The following is a 20,405-nucleotide window of genomic DNA, read 5'->3' on the forward strand; positions in this document are numbered from 1 at the left end:
GTCGCAACCTGTGGACGGTCCTGCTTTCCTTCTCTGCGAGCCCGGCCTGCCATCAGGCAGGCCTGACCGGGACGTAGTCGCGGTCATAAGCCCGGTCATGCGCCAGGAGGGCCCAGACCGTGCGTGCCATCTTGTTGGCCATGGCGACGGCCACGACGTTGATGGGGCGTCGCTGCGCGAGCGTCAGAGGCCAGCCGGGCTGATTCTTTCTGCGCAGATGGCTCAGCACGACCCGAGCGCCGTGAATGAGCAAGGTGCGCAGGTAGGGGTCGCCGCGTTTGCTGATGCCACCGAGCCAGACCTTGCCGCCGGTGCCGGTTTGTTTAGGCACCAGGCCAAGATAGGTCGCCAGTTGCCGTCCGGACTTGAAGGTGTGGACGTCGCCAATTGTGGCAACCATGGCCGTGGCGGTGTGCATGCCGATACCCGGGATGGCGAGAATGGTCTGGCAAGCCCGGTTCTGCCGGCCCCAGGCGTTGATACGCTGGTCGAGGCGGGCAATCTCCTCATCGAGCCGTTCGATGCTTTGCAATTGTTCGTGCACGAACTCGAACAGCATGGGCGGCACGCTCTGCTCGATGTCGGCCATGTGTTGCACGATTTCCTGCAGGCCGGTACGCAGTCCGCGGGGGAAGTGGACGCCGAATTCGAACAACATGCCGCGCAACTGGTTGACCAGCATGGTGCGCATCTTCACGCGCAGCTGGCGCAGTGCGTGCAGGCTGAGCAGGGACTGCTGCGGCTCGGTCTTGGGGGCAACGACGGGCATGCCGGGCTGCTGCGCCGCGGTCCAGATAGCCTTGGCGTCGGTGGCCTCGGTCTTGTTGGTCTGGACAAACGGACGCACGTAGTTGGGGTGCAGCAGCACCGGTTCGTGGCCGAGGCTGCGCAGCTGGCGGGCCCACCAGTGAGCGCTGCCGCACGCTTCGAGCGCCACCCGTCCAGGCTCACGCTTGGCGAGGAACTCAATCAGTTTCTGCCGGCTGAAGCGACGATTGAAACACTTGCCGTTGGATTCGACCCAATAGAGTTGGAAAGTAGTCTTTGCAATGTCCAGACCGTAGATCGTAGTATTCATTTCGGGTCCCTCCATCCTGTGTGGACTGTGTGAACTTCCACTCTGGCACATCGATGCCGTTTCGCGATGGGGGACCCGCCCCTTCCTGTGATACATCCCCACCATGGCTTGCCGAGCTCCGCGCCGAGGCCGGGGCGCGTTCATTCCATCTTTTGTCCGAGCAACAAAAGAAACCCAAAGCGCGTCGCCTGAGCGGCTGGCTATCAAGGAGACGGCGCTGGTGGTTCGGGCGGCGGTGATTTCCGTTCTATGGGGTCAGCCGTTCGACCCTGCTACGCGCGGTGAGTCAGTGACAGTGCCTGGCGAAGGCCCACTTTTGAACGCATGCAGGGTGGTGGCCGCCTTCTAACAAGGGCATCGCGTGAACGCCTACGGCTGCGCTGCTCGCAGGCGCATCAGATTCCCGCCCTGGTAGGCCGGTACAGTTCACCGACACAGGTGACAAAACAGTTCAAGCACATAGGTAACAGGTTTCTACCTTAGCTATCCGGGCCTCAGAGTGTTACCCATGTGATTGAACTCGTTTGTCACCCATGAGGTTGCCACAGGCAGGCGCATCCCAACCATTAGGACCCGGACGCCGCGCGAAGCGCAGCCGCAGGCGTTGATGCGATACGGTGGTTAGAAGGCGGCCACCACCCTGCATGGGGATCGTTCAAAAGTCGGTCTTCGCAAGGCACCGCCACTGACTCACCTGGCGTAGCGGGCTGGAATCGCGACCTCGCCAAAACGGAAATCACCGCCGCCCGCCCCCATGCCGCCTCCTTGATAAAGGCCAGCCGCAGGCGACGCGTTTTTTTGGTTACTTTTTGTCGCTCGGACAAAAAGTAACCCGCCCAGGAGGGCGGAACCAAGCGGTTCAAACAACGACAACATGTCACCAGCGGCGAGAGCCATCGAGCAGCTACCAGATGCAACCCGCAGGCAAAGCCCCCGCTATCCAGCGAAGAGCCCCAAAAAAAACCACCCACGCCAGGTACTGCCATTGGGGGAGCTGGCGTGGGCGTGAACACCACCGGATGCGGCTCCAGCAGCGATTCGATCCTACGCAAATCCGCCATTAGCGAATGGCAACAATTGTGTCTGCGGGCGCTATTGAGGCTAAGCGCAGCCACTCAGGCCAAGGGCAGCACGACCCGGAACACGGCCCCCGCGCCAGCCGCGCTCTGCACCTCAACCTTGCCCCCATGCCGCTCGGCCACAGCGCGCACCAGCACCAGCCCCAGGCCAGCGCCATTGGGCGCCTCCTGCTGACCTTCGTGCAGCCGCGCAAAAGGCTCGAACAACCGCGCCTGCTCGGCCGGCGCGATGCCGGGGCCATGGTCCCGCACGGCGATGACGAAATGCCGCGGCTCACACGCCAGCGATACCGTCACGGGCCGGCCTCGCGGACTGAACTTGATAGCGTTGCTGACCAGGTTGGCGATAGCGCGCACCAGCAGCGCAGGCTCGCCCTGCATCACCGCGGGCTCATCCGGCAGGTCGATCTGCAGCAGCACATCGCGCGCGTTGGCCAGCGCCCATAGCTGATCGGTGGCATCGAGCACCAGGCTGCCCAGCTCCACCTCCATAAACGCCAGCGACTTCGATTCGGCACGCGCCACGCTGATGAAATCATCGGCCAGCATCATGGTGCGGCGCGCGTGGGCGGCGATGCGGGACAGCACGCTGGCGTCAGCGGCCGTGGCAGCGCCATCATCGCGGTTGCGCCGCCCGTGCAATTCGATCAGCGCCAGAATCGAGGCCTGCGGCGAGCGCATGTCGTGCGACAGGAAGCGCAGCATCTGCTCGCGCTGGCGCTCGGCGACTCGGATCGCCGTGATGTCGGTGACGCTGACGATCAGGCCGGCCACGGCGCCCGAATCACCGTGCAGCGGCGCACCATGGAGCAGGTAACGGCGGTCGCCGCGGCCGGCGACCTCGATGCCGCCTTCGGGGACCTGTGCGGGGGCCGTGCTGGCGCGCGCGTGGCGCTCGTGCAGCGCCTGCCAGTACGCCAGCGCCGGCGCCGGTGCGGGGAACAGCGCCTCGATCACGGCGCGGATGGCGGGGCGCGGCGGGCCGGCATCGCCTGCGGCGGGTCCAGGCTCGCCGCCCAGCGCCGTGGGCGCCAGCGCCACGCAGCGGCGGTTGGCCAGCATCACGCCACCGTCCAGGTCGCAGATCGCGGTGGCATCAGGCAGGCTTTCCAGGCCGTCGGAGAGGAAGCGGCGCACGCCGCGCAGCCGTGCGCTGATGCCGTAGACCGCGCGCATGCGGCTGTCGAGCGTGGCGCCGGTGTGGCGCGGCACGGGCATCAGGCCGGGTTCGCGCTCCAGCCGCGCCAGTTCGTCGGACAGGAAGCGCAGCGCCGCTTCCTGCCGGCGCCAGCTCCACAGCGGGTAGAACAGCAGGCAGCCCAGCACCGCCGCCGCCGGCGCGAACCACAGCCGCGCCAGCGCCAGCAGCACCAGCGAGCCGCCCAGCAGGCCCGCCAGCAGCAGCCCGGTGGCCACCAGCGCGCCGTGCGGGGGCAGCCGCAGTGCCGCCAGCGCCGCCAGCAGCACCGCCAGCAAGCTGCCGGCGAGCTGCCAGCCGCGCGGCACGGCCACGATGGCGTCGCCATCGGTCAGCGCCTGCAGCGTGTTGGCCAGGATCTCGACGCCGCTCATGCCGCGGCCGTCGCGCGAGACCGGCGTGGGCAGCACGTCGCCCATGCCGGTGGCCATGGCGCCGATCAGCACGGCCTTGCCGGCAAAGCGTGCCGGATCGGCGCGGCCTTCCAGCACGTCGCGCGCGGACACGCGCGCAAAGGTGCCTGGCGGGCCCGCATAAGGGATGCGCAAGCGGCCGCGGCGTTCCCAGCCGTTGCCTTCGGTGGTCTGCGCGCGCTCCTGGCGGTAGCTGTCGAGCGGGCGCGGCGCGCGCCCGAACTCCGCCATCACCGCGGCCAGGTGCGGCACGCCAGCGGCCTGCACCGGGTGCGGCCCTTCGCGCAGGTAGACCTGGCGCGCCACGCCGTCGGTATCGACCACCATGTTGATATGGCCCACCGTCGCGCCCAGGCCCGCCAGCGGGTAGCGCACCAGCATGCCGGCGCCGGCATGCTCGGCCACCACCGGCAGCACCACGTTGCCGGCCTGCGCCAGCCTGCGCGCCAGCACCGCGTCGTCCTGCGGGTAGCGGCTGTCGCGCTCGGACAGGATCACGTCGACGCCGATCACGCGCGGGCCGCCGGCGGCAATGCGCTCGACCAGTTGCGCCAGCACCGCGCGGCGCCACGGCCAGCGGCCGATGGCCGTGATGCTGGCGTCGTCGATGGCAACGATGACGATATCGTCGCGGGCGGGATGGTGCTGTGCGCCGATGGCGATGTCGTAGGCGGCCAGGTCGGCGCGCTCGGTCCAGCCCTCGCGCGCGGCCAGCGCCACCAGTGCCAGCACGGCCGCGGCCAGCAGGCACCATTCGATCAGCGTGCGGCGCCCAAAGGCGCGGCCCGGCGCGGGCGCACCCGTGCCCGCGGCGTCAGCGGAGCCGGATGCGGTCACCGCCGTCGACCCGGTCGCCCGCGCCCATGCCACCGATCGCAGCGCCCTGGCCATCGCGCAGGTAGGCGAAGATTTCGATGCGCTGCGGCGCGGAGAATGCCGCGGGGTCCGGGGCCGTGCCCGGTGCCGCGCGCGCGATCCGCACGTAGTAGACGCCCGCCTCCGGGCGTGGCAGGTCGATAGCGTTGGCGGCGGTGTGCTCGTCGGCCAGCAGCTTGGCGAAGCCGGCGTCCGCCGACACCTGCACGCGGTAACCGGTGCTGCTATCCCCGCGCCAGCCGATATGCAGCGTGCTGCCGTCGTCCTGCAGGGTCGGCACCGGCGGCGCCGGCTCAACGGTGAAGGCGACCGGCGCCGACCACGGACCCGGGCGGCCAGCGCCGTCCACGCTGCGCACGCGCCACCACCAGCGGCCCGACGCCAGCGGCAGCGCGGCGGCGGGTTGTGCGGCCGGGTGCAGCGCGGCCTGCCGCGTGAAGCCGGCATCGGCGGCAAGCGCCAGTTCGTAGCGCGCCACGCCCGGCACCGCGGCCCATTCGAAGGCCACCGCCTCGGCATACCGCACCGCATCGGCGGCGGGCTGCAGCGTGAACGGGGCCGGCGGATTCAGGCGCACGGACACCGGCGCCTGCGCGCCGTGGCCGGTCAGCTGGTGCGCATCCACGGCGCTGACGCTGAGGTAGAGGGTGCCTTCGGGCAGGCCCTCGACCCGGGCGGTGGTAGCGGTGGAGATGCCGGTCCAGACCAGTTCGCTCAGCGCCGCGTCGCGCGCCACCGCCACGCGGTAGGCCGTGGCGCCCGCCACCGGCTGCCAGCTTGCGTCGAAGGCGGGGCCGAGCACGGTATCGTCCGGCGGCAGCAAGGCCGGCGCCGGCAGCAGCGCCACCGGATGCGACAGCCGGCCATTGACCGTCACGCCAATGCCGTAGCCGGCGCCGACCGATGCTGCCGCCGTCATGGCGCGATCCGCCGCCGCGCGGGCGCCGCGCGCCGCGCTGGCGCCGACACGGCCTTCCAGCACCTCGCTGCGGCTGCCTTCGGCGTCGGCCGAGACACGATAGCGGGTGCCGCGCACGCCGGTCACCATCATCGGCGTATGCAGCTCGAAGCGGCCGACACCGCCGCCTTCGGGCGCTACGCGCGTATCGGCGGCACCCTTCTCGATGCGGATCACGGTATCGGTCAGCCCGCTGCGCGCGAACGTGCGCAGGCGCCGCACCACCACCGCGGTGGCCGGCGGCAGCGTGACGCGGGTGCGGTCCGGCAGCTCGAGCGTGACCGAGCCACCCGCGGGCGTCTCGATGCGCGCCGCCTCGTCCAGCGTCATGCCCACCTGCACCGGCCGGCCGTTGGCCCGGACCTCGCCCTGCACATAGACCACGCGTGCCGAGGCCGCCTGTTCCGGAATCTGGCTCAGCGGGATGCGCAGCCGCGAGCCGGGCACCAGCCGGTATGGGTCGGCCACGCCGTTCAGGCGCTGCAGCGTGCGCCAGCCGTCGGCCGAGGCCATATAGCGCTCGGCCAGCGCGATCAGCGTATCGCCCGGCTCCACCAGGTAGAGAAAATCGGCACCTTCCGCGCCCGCCGGGCCGGCCTGGGCCTGCTGGACCGAAATCCCCGCGCCGAACAGCCAGGCCAGCACAGCCACCTTCATCCGCCTACCCATCCACTCACCCATCCACTTACGCATCCGCCCCGGCCTCAGCGTCGGCCGCGGAGATTTCTTCAAACCGGTAGCCGTGCGAATACACGGATGTCAGCCGCACGCCGTTGTCGGCGCGCAGCGCCAACTTCAGGCGCAGCCGCGAGATATGCGTGTCGAGCGTGCGCGAGCCCGCGCCCATGGCGCGGCCCCAGACGGCCTGCTCCACCACCTCGCGCGCCAGCAGGCGGCCGGTATTGCGGAACAGGAACAGCGCCAGCTCGTACTCGCGCGGTGACAGCAGGGCCGGCTGGCCGCCGATGGAGATGGTGCGCGTGCGTGGATCGACGGTGTAGTTGCCGCGCCGGATCAGCTCGACTTCCTGTGCAGCCTCGGGATAGGCGCGGCGCAGCAGCGAGCGCACGCGGGCGATCAGTTCGCCGGCGCGGATGGGCTTGAGCATGTAGTCGTCGGCGCCGACGGTGAGGCCCGCGACGATGTCGGCCTCGTCGGTACGGCTGGTGACGAACAGGATCGGCGGCATGTTGCCGGACTTCTGCCGCACCCAGCTGACCAGTTCGTAGCCGCTGGTGCCGGGCAGCTGCCAGTCGACCATGAGCAGGTCGTAGGCGCGCTCGCGCAGCGCGCGCAGCAGGTCGGCGCCGTTGGCGAAGGACTCGCACTCGAAGCCGGCCTCGCCCAATATCTCCCGGATCAGTTCGGCCTGATCCGGATCATCCTCCACGGAGGCAATACGCATACCTCTACATCCTTCTGCCAGCTTCCGACTGCAACTGCGGTCTCTGCCACGGCATGTCGACGGCTCGGCCGGCAAGTCCATTCCTTGTTTCATCCCCGCGAGGGGGCGCGGCCGTCGATCTGATCCGACGGGCCAGGCCGAAGCCCGCCGGCTGCCGCAATGTTACCCAATCGCAGCCCCCGCCGTCGAGACTTCCGTTGGGGTAGGCGCGCCAACTGCGCCGATCCGCCAGCGATCGCCCCGGGATCTGCGCGGTCCATGCTGCGATCGCGCTTCGGCATGGCTGCTACTGCAGCATGTAGGTTTCGTACTCCAGACGGTCCAGCTTGCGGTCCAGCAGGTACAGCGCCAGCGCCACCACGACCAGCAGCGATACCGCAAACCCGTAGCCATACCAGGCCGGCCCCAGCCGCAGCGTCAGCGCCGACAGCGCGCAGTTCAGCACCACGAAGCTGGCCGTCAGCAGCAGCACCTCGCGGCGCCGGTCCAGGTAGAAATAGATGTTGAGCACCCCCAGCAGCACCACCTGCAGGCTGGCGCCGATCACGTCCACGTACAGCAGCGGCATGTACAGCTCGGAAATGCCCAGCAGCCGCAGCACCCACGCGCCCACCACGAACAGCAGCAGCGCGGCGATGGCCTGCACCTTGACGATCTCGTACAGCCCCAGCCGGATGGTCTGGACCATGGTGTTGCGCATGTCCTCGATATGCTCGAGCGAGCTGCCGCCGCGCACCGCGTTGTAGAACGCATCGTAGTACTCGACGAAATCGGTCTCGATGCGCACCAGGAACACCGCCATGCCCGGGATGATCGCCAGGTAGGCCAGGAACACCGGGATGTCGTAGATGATCGACGCATGCAGCGGCCCGATCACCTGTTGCCCGGTGGACGGCGCGTACCAGAACATGAACTTGTCGATCCAGATGCCGAGGTTGTACAGCAGGCCGATCGCCACCAGGCTGGGGTAGGCGTAGCGACGCTCGAACACCTCGAACGTCATGAACTGGCGGCTGGTGTAGTTGCGGTAGATCAGCGTCACCATGCCGGTCAGCAGGCACAGCTGCCCGGCGACGAAGCCGCCCAGCAGCCCCTCCAGCCCGCGGCCGCGCAGCGCCAGCGCGGCGCCCACCGAGATCGCGTAGCCGAGCAGGAAGGTCCAGACGATGGCCTTGTACTGCTTCATGCCGGACAGGAAGATCGCGGCGATCCAGATATTGCTCAGCACCACGAAGCCGGCCACCATCAGCAGCCGGTACAGCACCGACTGCTCGCCGAAGCTGAGCACCGCGCAGGCCAGGCCGATGCCGCCCGACAGCACCGTCACCAGCAGCGCCACCGCGTGGTAGTTGCTCAACACCAGGTGGTCGCGCTTCTCGAACAGCCGGTCCGAGGTAAAGCGCGTGAACGACAGCTGCATCGGCCCGGTCAGGATCAGGCTGCCCGCGATCAGGTAGGTCACCGACACCTGGAACTGCGTGATCAGCGTGCCCGGCACCACGAAGGGCAGGCTCAGCATGCCGATCAGCAGGATGCCGACGATCGACAGGATCCACGGCCCGGAGCTGATGATGCCCGCGTACGCATAGGCGCCCAGCATGCCGTAGAGGTTGTCCCGGCGCAGCATCTTGCGCAGCTCGAATCCAATGCCCGCCATGCTCAGGCTCCTCCGTGGACCGGGCAGCGCGCGGGCTTGCCGCCGCCGTGCCGGTCATGCCCGGCGCCGTCGGGTTGCGCCATCAGCCGTTGATACAGGTCGCGGTAGCTGCCCACCATGCGTTGCTGGGTGTAGTAGCGCTCCACGCGGGCAACGCCCGCCGCCTGCGCCGCCTGCCAGCGCGCCGGGTCTTTCAGCAGCGCCAGGGCCTCGCCGGCCAGCGCCGCGGGGTCGGCAATGCGGACCACGCCACCGGCGGCGCCCAGCGCGGCATCCTCGCCGGGCAGGCCGAACAGCAGCTCGCGGCAGGAGCCCACGTCGGTGGTCACGCACGGCACGCCGGCGGCAAAGCCTTCGAGCACCACCAGCGGCAGCGCCTCGCTGATCGAGCTGAGCACCAGCACGCCCACCTGCGGCAGCAGCGCGTCGATGCGCTGGAAGCCCAGGAACCTGACCTTGTCGCCCAGTCCCAGGCTCTGCGCCAGGCTGCGGCATTCGCGCGCGTATTCCGGATCCTCGTCCTCCGGGCCGGCGATCCAGCCTTCGGCCTCCGGGTACTCGCGCACCACGGTCAACATCGCGCGGATGAAGGTCTTGACGTCCTTGATCGGCACCACCCGGCCGATCAGGCACAGCACCGGCGGCACGCCCGGCTTGCGCAGGTCGCGCAGTTTGGACAAGCGCGGCAGGTCGATGCCGTTGGGGATGCTGCGCGTGCGCGCCTCGGGCGCGCCGTCGAGCACCTGGCGGCGCCGGTTGCCTTCGTACAGCGCGACGATATCGTCGCCGGCGTCATAGCAAACCCGCCCCAGCGTCTCGAAAAAGCGCACCCACAGCTCGCGGAAGTAGCTGATCTGGGAGATGTCGCGCTCGAACACATTGCGGTTGTCGCGGATCCACTGGCTCTGGAACAGGTCGATCTTGCGTTCCTTGGTGTAGATGCCGTGCTCCGACACCAGCAGCGGGCGCTGGTTGCGGTGGCGCAGCAGCGCGCCGAGAAAGCCCGCGTAGCCGGTGGAAACGGTGTGGTAGACCCGCGCCGGGATCAGGCCGTCGGCAATGCGCATCAGCTGCCACAGCGGCTTGTGCATGATGCGCACGGTCCAGAAATAGTCCGTGAACGACGGGTCGGTGCAGAAGCGCCGGTACTGGTCGGTGATGGTCTGCCAGGCGCGGCGGCTGTACAGGAAGGCGTCTTCGCCCAGCGCCCCGCCCTCCCGCAGCGCCGGCATCAGCGCGCGGATCATGGCGCCGGCCTCGGCTTCGTGGCCGGGCTGGCGCAGCAGGTCGTGCAGCCGGTCCGAGGCGTCGAACGCGGCGGGATCGCCGGAACTGCCGTGGATCATCGGCGGCGGCGGGAAGTCGTACAGGAAATGGGTTTCCAGGTGGACCACGTTGGGCGGCAGCTGGTAGGCCATGTCGCGATAGTCCTGGCGCCGGCTGCCAATAAAGACGATGCCGAAGCGCACGTCAGGGAACGCGCGGATCATCTGGTTGACCCAGCTCGACACGCCGCCGCTCACATAAGGGAAGGTGCCTTCGAGCAGCAGCATGACGTCGGCCAACGTCCCTCTCAGCAGGATCTCGCTCATGATTGCCAGTAACGCAGCAGGGGCCGCACCAGCGGGAGCGGCGAGGGACTGTCGAACGATGCCATCAGCTGGCGCACCGCGGCGTAGTCGCGTTCCAGGTAGGCGGCTTCGGCCAGCAGCGGCAGCACGCGTTCGCGCGCAAAGCCGAGGGATTCGGCGCGCTGCAGCCATTCGCGCGCCTCGCGCGGGGCGTTGCGCGCCAGCGCCAACCGGCCGCGCATGTACCACAGCGAGGCGTTGCTGTCGTCGTGCTCCAGCGCCGCGCCGGCATAGCGCTCGACCTGGCTGGCCGTGTAGCGGTACACGTCGCCCTGCACCAGGTTCTGGTAGATCAGCTCCCAGTAGAGATCGGCCAGGCGCTTGTTGATCTCGGCGCGCTCGGCGGCACTGGCGGCGCTTTCCAGCCGCGGCAGCTCGGCCAGGATCTGCTGGGTCAGCTGCTTCTCGGCGCCGTCCAGCATGCCGTAGGCGAGCAGGCGGATATCGTCGGCGCTGTCGGCCAGCAGCTCGCGCAGCACGGGGCTGGCGGTGCGCGCCGGCATCGACTGCATCGCCACCAGCGCGGTCAGGCGTTCAGGCAGCGGCGCGCGCGCGTTGCCCAGCTGCGCGCGCAGCCGCGCGCCGCCGCCGTGCGTGACGCGCGCCATCAGGTGCGTGACGAACTCGGGCAGGCCCACGGTGCCGATGCCGCTGGCGTCCGTGCGTCGTGGGAACAATTTCGAGAACAGATAGCTGCCAAACCACACCAGCACGCCGCCCAGCGGCACGAAAAAGCAGAACAGCGCGAGAAAGCCGTAGCTCCACGCGAATGGCACGCGCATGCGCCGCGGCAGCAGGCGCCACAGCACCAGCGCGGTCAGCGCGGCCGCCACCGCCTGCATGCCGACAAAGGCCAGCAGCAGCGCGGTACTGGTGCCGGCGCGGGCCAGCAAGGCCAGCGCGGCGAGTTGGGCGGCCAGGCCGCCGGCGCCGAGCTTAAACATGGGGGACTTCCCCGGCCGGCAGCTTCGTCTGTGCCATCTCGCCGTCCACTTGGGCGCGGTGCAGCAGCTTGAGCAGCGCATCTTCCGAGCCGCTGCCAGGCACGGCCAGCGTATAGACGCCGATGCCCGCGCTGGTGAAATCGGTGCCGAACTGCGCGCGCAGCATGTCTTCGATACGCACCAGATACGCGGAAACCGCCTGCGCATCGGACAGCGGCATCAGCGTCAGCATGGCGCGGTGATGGCTGTTGACCACCGGCCACGCCACATCCAGCGCGCGCCGGCTGCGCACTACCTGATCGAACAGCGCATCGCGCTCGGGGTCCAGGTCGAACACCAGCGCCACCACCGAGCTGTCGATGCCGGTCTCGCGCCGCAGCCGCGACAGCCGCGCGTAATCGAGCGCGAACGCGTACGGGCAGCCCGGCGCCGCTGCCTGGATCGCGCGGGTGGCGCCGGCATGCTCGACGCCATCGGCGTAGAAGCCCAGCAGCACCATCAGCATCTGCAGGTTTTCATAGGTCAGCGACAGGAACGGCATGCGCTCGACCACCAGCACGCCGATCAGGTGGTCGGAGCCCGCCAGCACCGGCGCCACCGCCACGTAGCGGGTCTGTGCATCATGCTGCAGGCCTTCGGCGCGCAGGTGCGCGAGCTGGCGCGTCTCCAGGCAGTGGCGCACCAGCGGGTCGGCGGTGTCGAGCGCGAAGAGCGGGCCGACGCTCGCCGCGGGCGCGGGGTCGATCTTGTCGCCATCGCACGCGTAGAGCGCGGCGGCTTCGAGCTGGCACGCCTGCGCCACCACCTGCAGCATCGGCTGCGCGCCGGCCAGGGGCTGGCCGGTGCGCACCGCCTCGTCCTGCGCCACGCCGCGCAGCTGCGACAGCGTGTCGCGCAGCGTGGTCGGCCGCGCCAGCAGGTCGTTCTCCAGCCGCGCGTGCGAGATGCGCAGCAGGTAGTGGTTCTTGGTCAGCGCCGCCAGGCGCTCGTCCAGGTAGCGGTTGACCGCGCGGGCGCGCGCCAGGCGCGTGCCCCAGATATCGCCGAACTGCCCGGCCACCAGCACCAGCAGCAGCCCGCCCAGGAAGAACATGCGCGGGAACGGGTCGCTGATCGCGCCGGCCTGCTGGAAGAAGAACCACCCGCCCAGCAGCATCAGCACGCTGCCCACGCCGATCAGCGTGCCATAGCGCAGCGCCAGGATCACCGGCAGCAGCCAGGCCCATGGAAAGCCCAGGCCCAGCAGCAGCGGGTTCTGCGGCAGCACCAGCCAGGCCAGCCCCATCGCCAGCAGCATCGCCACCACCAGTTCGACCACGGCCGCGCGCCCGTTGACCGCGGGCGCCAGCAGGCGCGCATAGCGCCCGCCCATGCCGATGCCCTGCCCTTGCCGCGCGCGATATGTGTTGTCAGCCGTGTTGGCCACGCTTATCCCCTTGCTTCAACCGGATTGCCGCGTGCCCGCGGCATTGTCGTGCTTCGCGCTGGCACCTCAGCCTTGCATCAGCGGCGCCAGCAGGCGGCGCAGCAGCTTCTGCGCGGTGCCCGACAGCGAGGCGCGGCTCCAGCCGCTGTCGCTGCCGGTGGCCGACCAGACCACCTCGCCGCTGGCCACGTCCAGCAGCTGCAGCGAGATGCCCACCGCCGGCTCGCCGTCGACGCCGACCTTGTAGCGCCATTCCTGCACCGCCCCGGTCAGCGCATAGCGCGCCTTCTCGGCACGCGCCCATTCCAGCGCCTTGCCCACGGCCTCGCGCTCGGCAGGCTCGAACAGCGTTTCCGGGTTGAGGCTGGCCGGATAGCGCTTGAGGCTGGCCACGCCGCCGGTCTTGAGCAGGCTCTCGGCAATCGCCTCGGCACGCAGGCCGGCCTGCGGCGTCTCGGTGTAGTTGACGATCGGCAGCACGGCGATGGTTTCGCCACGCGCGAGCTGCGGCGCGCGGCCCACGTCCGTCACCGCGCAGCCCGCCAGCCACAGCGCCGCGCCTAGCGCGCCGCACCATGCGGCCAGCCGCCTCATTGCCTTGCCCGCCGATTCCCTGGTCTCGTTGCTCATCGTTTTCCCCTTTTTCCCTTGATCCATATCCTGTTGTCAGCCGATCCCCGCATGCCCGCGCCAGCTCAGTACAGCCAGCGGTAGCGCATTCCCAGTTCCGTCAGCGGCACGCCGCCGTTGCGCGCCGCGGTCTCGTGCGAGACGAACAGCGACAGGTGGTCGTTGCCGAACACCGAGCCGGCCAGCCCCAGCTGCACGCGGAAGTTCTGGCGTGCGCGCGTGTCGCGCAGCAACCCGACTTCGCCGAACGGGCGCCACTTGCGCGTGTAGTCGTCCAGCAGTTCGGTGCCGAAGCCGAACAGCACGCCCGCCTGGGTGAAGCCCTGCGGCATGTAGAAGCCGGGCGTGGCCGCGTCCCCGGCCGGCACCAGCGAGGCCATGCGCGGCGTCAGGCTGCCGCCGTTGGCGCTGTAGCTGGCATGCGTGCCAACCACGCGCACGGTGTAGTCAGGATACGCGGTGCGGATCTTGTAGCCGGCCTCGACGTCATAGACGATGCCATGCCCCAGCGCGCTGCGGTCCTGCCCGCGGAAGCTGCTGTACTCGATGCGGCCGCCGACAAACTCGCGCAGCCCGGTGCGGTAAATCGCGCCCAGTGCGGCCACGTCCTTGGCCCCGCCCACGCGCAGCGCGGCGGATTCGTCCGCGGGCTGGTTCAGCCCTGCCAGCGTGCTGAACTGCAGGCGGCCCTGCCGGTTCCACTCGCCGAAGAAGCGCGCGGTGGCCATGGTGTCCAGGCCTTCGCGGTAGCCCGCCGTGGCACGCCAGCGCTTGCCGTTGTCTTGATAGCCCAGCGACAGGTCAGCGCGCCGGTCGGACGACGGCACGTTCACCAGCTGCGTGGGGTCCGTGCTGCGCTGGTCGCGCCAACTGCCGCGCAGGTTCAGGTCATAGCCATCCCACAGGCGCACGCCGCCGGCCAAGCTGCCTTCGGTGTATTCCAGCGGCTTCTGGTGCGTAAAGCTGACGCGCGGCTCGATCGCCTGGGCGTTGTAGAGCAGCGCGTCCTGCAGGGTTTCCTGCAGCGCGTCGTCGGTGCGCGCCACCTCCTGGGTGTCGAACGCCAGCGTCTGCGCGGCGCCGAGGCGGTCCAGGCGCAGGTTGGCCTCGATCTGGTTCGTCACCGGCACGCGGCCGGCCTGGCGTTCCAGCACGCGATCCAGCGCCTCCATGTCGTTGCTGTCGAGCGCCAGCGCGATCTCGGCATAGGCCGGGCGCGTCAGCGTGCGCGCGTAGTGCCTGGCGAGCCAGGCGCGCGCCAGCGGGTTGGCCTCGGACGACAGGGCCCAGGCCAGCGCCACGTCGCGGCCGGCGGCGGACAAGGCCGCTTCGCGCGCGGCCTCGCGTTGCACCACGGCCGCGGGCGGCGCCACGTCCAGCGGCGGCAGGCCGGCGATATCGCCCAGCTTCGACTTCGCACCGGCGGGTCGCGGCGCGTTGCGCGCCTGCGCCGTGGCAGCCCGGTCATCGCGCAGCATCTGGATCACCAGCGCACGCGACACGTCGCCCGAGGCGAACACCTGCCCCAGCGCCACGGTCTGGCGGCGCAGTTCGGCGCGCGAGGGCAGGCCCGGCTCGTCGCCCTCGGCCACGGCATCGTCTTCGTCATCGGCGCGCAGCCGCGCATGCATGCGGCCGCCTTCGGCCCAGCCATGATGCAACGCCACCCACGCCTGGCGGCGGATGCGCCAGGCGGTGTCGGTTTGTCCGATGGCCTCGTACGCATCCGCGGTCAGGCCCAGCCAGAGCGGATCGGCCTGCTTGCCGTCGTTGAGCTTGCGCAGGTAGTGCAGCGCCGACCGGCCGTCCTGGAAGCGCATATGGCCGGCGGCGAACGCGCCCCACAGGTCGGGGCTGTCTTCGGCCTCGCTTTTCAGGCGGCGCATCAGTGCGCGCACTTCGCTATCGGTACCGATGTCGACCTGCGCCCACAGCAGCGCGCCCAGCGCCTGGCTGCTGGCTTCCGGCAGGTTGGCGGCACGGCGCAGGTCGGCCATCGAGCGCTCGCGCTGGCCGATGGCGCGCAGGTATTCGGCGCGGTAGGTCAGGAAGCGGCCCGATTGCTCGGACGCCTGCAACTGCGCCGGCGTCAGGCTGGCCAGCAAGCGCTCGACACGCGGCCAGGCGCGCGCCTGGGTGTAGTAGTACACCGTCAGCTCCAGCGCCTCCTGGCTGCCGTGCTTGCGCCAGTAGGCTTCCGCGATGCGGCCGGCATCGATCGGGCTGCGGTCGTAGTACGCCAGCAGGTTGGCCAGGTCGCGTTCCTGCACGTTGGTTTGCGCGTCCTCGCAGTCGCTGCGCAGGCCGCCTTCGGGCAGGCGCCGGCACTGGTCCTCCTGCGGGCCGGAGATCGATGCCGTCAGCTTGCGATAGCCCTCGTCGAGCAGGTCGTCGCGCTGGTTCAGCCTGGCCAGTTCGGTGAAGGTGCGCCAGTAGAGCGCGTCGCCCTGGGCTGTGCCGGCGGCAGCGCGTGCAACCAGCATGGCATCCAGCGCCTGCCTCAGGCGCCCATGCACATAGTTGAAATTGGCGAGCTTGAGCGCATACGCGGGGCGCTGGCCGAAGCGCTCCTGCAGCTCGGTGTAAAGCGCAAAGGCACGCCCGTCCTTGCCGGCGCGCTCGGCCAGTGCCGCGTTGCGTTCCATGATCTCGCGCGCATTGGGGCCGCGGCTGAGGCCGTCCAGAAAGGCCATGGCCTGTTCCGGCTCGCCCAGGCGCTCGTAGGCGGCGACCACCGCATCCACGGTGCGTGGGTCGCCGGCACGCGCGCGGTGGCGCAGCGCGAGCAGGTGAGCGGCGTCGTCCGACAGGCCCGGCGCCAGGCGCAGCACATGGTCCCAGGCCCGCTCGTCGTTGCTGGCCTGCGCGTACGCCAGCCAGTGTTGCAGTGCCACGGCGGGGTGGCGGTTCCATTCGGCCACCTGCGCCAGGCGCTCGCGCCAGAGCAGGTCGCCGGGCAGCCTGCGCACGGCGGTCTCGGCCACGCGCTGGGCCTGGTCGAGCTTGCCGGCGGCGAGGAAGACACGATAGGCGAGGTCATGGTCTTCGGCGTTGAAGGGCTTCTCCGCAGCGGCGCCTTCGGCCTTGTCCGTGGCACTGGCGGCCGCCTTGCGGGTGTCCAGCATGCCGGCGGCCTGCAGCGCATCGCGCAGCGCCAGCCCGCGCGGGCCGTCGAGGAAGACCACGCCTTGCGCGGCCCAGGGCTGCGCCGCGGCGAGCGCACGCGCCGCCTGCGCGGCAGGACTGTGCGGCAATGAAGACATCTTCAGCAACCGCTCCACGTAGCGCGCGGCCTGCTCCGGACGGTTGGCCGCCAGCGCCAGCTTCGTTAGGTAGCGCAGCACCTCGGGATCGTCGAGCAGGCGCCCGGCATGGCGCTCGGCTTCGGCCAGCGCCTCGTCCAGCAGGTTGCCGGACTGCAGCGTCTGCACGGCTTTCAGGAACAGCGCGCGCTGCTCGGCCAGCGTGCCGGCGCGGGCCTGGGCCGCGAACAGCGCGCGCGCGGCGTCGCGGTAGTTGCCGCCGGAGACCGCGATCTCGGCGAGCTGCCGGTTCCAGAAATCGGCATTGGCGCGGTCGGTGCGCGCCAGTTCGCGGTAGAAGCGCGCCTGCGCATCGGTCGCGCCGAGCTCGCGTGCCTGCGTGGCCAGCCGCTGCAGCTCCGCATTGGTCCAGCGCCGCGTCGTCGCTTCCTTGAGCAAGGCCTGCGCCTGTGCCAGGTACTGCGCGCGCTCAGCCGTATCGGGCTGCGCCGCCCAGGTACGCTGCTGCGCGATGTCGATGCGCGTGCGCAGGATCGTGCCGGACAGGTCGGCGCGCTGCAGCGACTGCATTCGCGCCAGCATGGCCTCGGCCTCGTCCAGCCGGCCGCTGCGCGCGTATTGCTCGGCCAGCACCGCCATGAACCCCGGATCGTCGGGCGCGGCCTTGGACCACGCTTCCAGGTACGCCACGGTCAGGCCGTCCATGCTGCGCCCCTGCCCCAGCAAGCGCTCACGCAGCGTCTCACGCGGGAACATCAGTGCCAGGCCGACCCCCACCATCGCGGTGAAGGTCAGTACCAGCGCCGGCGGCAGCAGCCGCTCGCGCTCAGCCGGCGCAGCGGACTTCGACGGCTTGGCTGGCATGGTTCAGGTCGGTAAGGGGCGCGGTATCGATGCGCAGGGTATCGCGCTCGCGCACACCCTGGACGGTCTTGCCGTCGACGCTCACGCGGCAATTGGCTGCGCCGGCGAGCCGGAAGAAAGGCTTGTAGTAGCCGCCGAAGGCAAAGCGCGTGACGCTGCCATCGCGCTGCCAGTTGCGCACGATGCCGTTGGCTTCGGCCAGCTGCGGAGCGCTCGCCACGGCAGGCGCGTCGCGCGTGACGAAGCGAACGTCGCCGCCGTCCAGGTGCAGGTAGACGCCGCCGCCCGGCGCCGCCGAGGTACCGGTGACCCCGCGCGCCGAGGCCAGCTCCGGCACGCCGGGGCCGGTCCAGCGCAGGTTGCGCAGGTTGCCGTCGCCGCGCACGATCCAGGCGCCCGGCTGCATACCGTCGCCCGGATCGCCCAGCTCGCGCGCCACCGCCATGTCCTGCCAGTCCAGCACCTTGCGCACGTAGTCGGTCGAATGCAGCGGCAGCAGCGGCTGCGCCAGCACGTAATCGTAGACCTTGCGCAGCGCCTTGAGCGATGCCACCTTGGTGCCGGAATAGCTGTGGTAGTAGATATTGACCGGCTTGAAGCGGTACGGCTTGTCGGTCAGCTCGAAGGTCTCGATCACGCGCTCGAAGCCGTAGTACGGGCCGTGCCACAGGTTGGTGTAGACGTTCTCGTTCTGGTTCGGCGCGAATACCTGGAAGGTGCCGTCGGGCTTGTTGATGCCCAGCGGCGCGATCGCGGTCCAGCTCGGGTTGCTGCGCGTGATCACGGTGTCGCCGCCGTTCATGTTGAGCACGCGCGCCTGCGCCGCGAGCTTGAGCGCCTGCGCGGGCGGCTGGCAGTCGCCCGACCACAGCAGCAGCGTGACCGGCTTGCTGGCGGGTGCGAGCTTGCGGTTGATGTACTCGATGGAGCCGCCGATCTCGCGGTTCAGGTCCATCGTGTAGCCGGGCACCGGCAGGTGGTAGGCCTCTTCTGCCGGTTTGGCGTCCTTGCCCGCGCCGTGGTCGTGGCCGGGGCTGCTGGCAGCCTGCACCGATTGCCGGCCTTCGGGCACGGTCAGCGCCCAGGTGAACGGGTGCGAGAAGGTATGGCTGGCCACCTCCACGTACGGCTGTGCGAAGATCTTGCGCGCGATCGGCTCGAGCTCGGCGCTGAGCTTCGGGTACATGCCGTCGGCGCTGAGTTCGGCCTGGATCACCGACATGGTCATCGGCAGCCGGTAGCGGTCGAAGACCTCGCGGAACAGCACCTCGCCCGAGAAGCCGCCGCCCGGCATCTCCGCGCGCGAGGCAAAGCCGTCACCGTCGATATGGATGGTCAGCAGGCGGCGGCCGTTCTCGGCAGTGACGTCGGGCACCGGCATCGCCGGCAGCCGCAGCGCCTCGCGCAGGAACTGCAGCGGCTGCACCACCCAGCGGTCCTGGTCGGTGTTCTGGATATCGGGCAGCACCGCGTACGGGCCCATTGCATAGCCGCCCCACGGCGTGATCGCGGCGGCGTCATAGGTGAGCGTGCCCGAGCGCAGCCGCAGCAGCGAGCGCGAATCCGCGCCGACCTGCACCGGCACCGCGCGCGAGCGGTCTGGCGATACCGGCACCTCGAAACCCATCATCGGGTCTTTCGAGACCACCTGCACCGGCCCGCCCACGCGCCCCTTGGCCAGGCTCAGCCCGAGGCTGTGCGCCATCGTCCCAGTCATGCGCAGCCCGAAGTCGTTGAGGAAGACCACCGGGATGCCCTTCTCCACCTGCTTCCCGAGCCACTGCCGCAGGCGCCCCGCGGCTGCGTCATCGACTGGCCCTTCCAGCCAGGTCACCACGCCGGCGTAGCGGTCGGGGCCGAGGTCCGGCAGCGGATCGCCGACCTCGGCGAACTCCACGCGATAGCCAAGGTAGTTCAGCGGCATCGAAACAAAGCGCACGCCCTTGGAAGCGTCGATCGACACGCCGGGGCGGCGCTCCTGCACCACCAGCACCCGGCGCGGCAGCACTTCCACGCTGCCCACGCCAACGGTCTGCAAGGCCGGATCGGCAACGTACGGCGTGATCCCCAGCGCCCGGATGCGCTGCGCCGTCTCGCGCGCGCAGCGGCGGTCCGCCGGCGGACAATAGTCGATGGAGATCACCGGCAGCCGGTATTGCTCGCGGATGGTGCGGGCCTGCGCCAGCAGCCAGTCGCGGTCCGCCTGCGGCACCTCGACATAGCGGCCCTTGCCCTGGTCCCAGCCACGGAACAGCGATTCGAAGGCCACGGCATAGGCCAGCCCATGGACCTGCGGCAGGATCTCGAAGCCGCGGTTGAAGACCAGGCGCGCCTCGGGATAGCGCGCCTTGATGGCCTGGATCACGCGCACCATGCCCGCTTCCTGGCGCGCGCGCTCGGCGTCGGTCTTTGCCACCAGCTGGTAGGAGTCGAGCGTATCGAGGAAGAAGCCGCGGAAGCCGCGCTGCCACAGCGGCGCGATCACCTTGTCGACGTAGAAAGCGGGCCAGCCTTCGGCGGCCTGGTCGACCACGTGCGCACTCCAGGCGTCGTTGCGCCCGGCGAGCCAGGCCTGCGGGATGTCCTTGTAGTAGCGGCGGCTTTCCAGCACCTCGCCCACGCTGACGTAGGCGAACCAGGCGGTGGCGGGCGTGCCGGCCTGGCGCGGATCGAAGCCGCTGTCGGGTTCGACCACGGCGATATCGAAGGCCTGCAGCGCATCGACCGGCGGCTTCGCGCCATAGTGGAAGGCGATCGACGGCATCGGCGCCCCCCGCGCCGGTGTGGCCGCCGTCGCCGCGTTAACCGATACCAGCGAAAGCAGCACCGCCGTGCCTTGCACCAACCGTCGCATCGCCACCGCCATCACCCCGTGCAAGCGGGACCGCCTTCGCGCGCTCCGGCTCCCTGCTTCCTCCGACTGCTCCACAGCTAGCTTCCTCTTTGTCTGCGCGCCGCGCTTTATGTGCGCCCGGCGCAACAT

General features: G+C 69.8%; 11 protein-coding genes. All 11 read right to left on the bottom strand.

The window, feature by feature from the left end:
* Positions 1–52: 52 nt before the first annotated feature.
* The 11 genes from K307_RS17100 to K307_RS17150 all read right to left on the bottom strand — a co-directional run bounded on the left by K307_RS17100 (position 53) and on the right by K307_RS17150 (position 20,276).
* Positions 53–1,078 (bottom strand): IS110 family transposase, encoded by a 1,026-nt coding sequence (locus K307_RS17100; RefSeq protein ID WP_042879865.1) that lies wholly within the window; start codon positions 1,076–1,078, stop codon positions 53–55.
* Positions 1,079–2,193: 1,115 nt separating this feature from the next.
* Positions 2,194–4,659, bottom strand: a complete 2,466-nt coding sequence (locus tag K307_RS17105; RefSeq protein WP_051974938.1) for a CHASE2 domain-containing protein — start codon at positions 4,657–4,659, stop codon at positions 2,194–2,196.
* Positions 4,583–6,259: a FecR domain-containing protein gene (locus K307_RS17110; RefSeq protein WP_230625729.1), complete on the bottom strand. Its 1,677-nt coding sequence runs from the start codon at positions 6,257–6,259 to the stop codon at positions 4,583–4,585. Before K307_RS17110 ends, K307_RS17105 begins: the two co-directional genes overlap by 77 nt.
* A gap of 28 nt (positions 6,260–6,287) precedes the next feature.
* Positions 6,288–7,007 carry a response regulator transcription factor gene (locus K307_RS17115; RefSeq protein ID WP_042879868.1) on the bottom strand — a complete coding sequence of 240 codons (720 nt, stop codon included), beginning with the start codon at positions 7,005–7,007 and terminating at the stop codon, positions 6,288–6,290.
* A 286-nt stretch (positions 7,008–7,293) separates the two neighbouring features.
* Positions 7,294–8,664: an exopolysaccharide Pel transporter PelG gene (pelG, locus tag K307_RS17120; RefSeq protein ID WP_042879870.1), complete on the bottom strand. Its 1,371-nt coding sequence runs from the start codon at positions 8,662–8,664 to the stop codon at positions 7,294–7,296.
* A gap of 2 nt (positions 8,665–8,666) precedes the next feature.
* A complete protein-coding gene (gene pelF, locus K307_RS17125) occupies positions 8,667–10,256 on the bottom strand; it encodes a GT4 family glycosyltransferase PelF (protein ID WP_042879872.1) in 1,590 nt (529 codons plus the stop codon).
* A complete protein-coding gene (locus K307_RS17130; protein WP_042879874.1) occupies positions 10,253–11,239 on the bottom strand; it encodes a tetratricopeptide repeat protein in 987 nt (328 codons plus the stop codon). Before K307_RS17130 ends, pelF begins: the two co-directional genes overlap by 4 nt.
* The gene (locus K307_RS17135) at positions 11,232–12,671 is read right to left on the bottom strand and encodes a PelD GGDEF domain-containing protein (protein ID WP_042879876.1); all 1,440 of its coding nucleotides are present in this window, start codon (positions 12,669–12,671) and stop codon (positions 11,232–11,234) included. Before K307_RS17135 ends, K307_RS17130 begins: the two co-directional genes overlap by 8 nt.
* Positions 12,672–12,731: 60 nt before the next feature.
* Positions 12,732–13,295, bottom strand: a complete 564-nt coding sequence (locus K307_RS17140) for a transporter (RefSeq protein WP_051974939.1) — start codon at positions 13,293–13,295, stop codon at positions 12,732–12,734.
* A gap of 65 nt (positions 13,296–13,360) precedes the next feature.
* The gene (locus tag K307_RS17145) at positions 13,361–17,422 is read right to left on the bottom strand and encodes a tetratricopeptide repeat protein (RefSeq protein WP_042879878.1); all 4,062 of its coding nucleotides are present in this window, start codon (positions 17,420–17,422) and stop codon (positions 13,361–13,363) included.
* On the bottom strand, positions 17,385–20,276 hold the full coding sequence (locus K307_RS17150; RefSeq protein ID WP_230625731.1) for a bifunctional glycoside hydrolase 114/ polysaccharide deacetylase family protein: 2,892 nt from the start codon (positions 20,274–20,276) through the stop codon (positions 17,385–17,387). Before K307_RS17150 ends, K307_RS17145 begins: the two co-directional genes overlap by 38 nt.
* Positions 20,277–20,405: the final 129 nt, after the last annotated feature.

The organism is Cupriavidus necator A5-1 (assembly GCF_000744095.1).
In the GTDB taxonomy this organism is placed as follows: domain Bacteria; phylum Pseudomonadota; class Gammaproteobacteria; order Burkholderiales; family Burkholderiaceae; genus Cupriavidus; species Cupriavidus necator_A.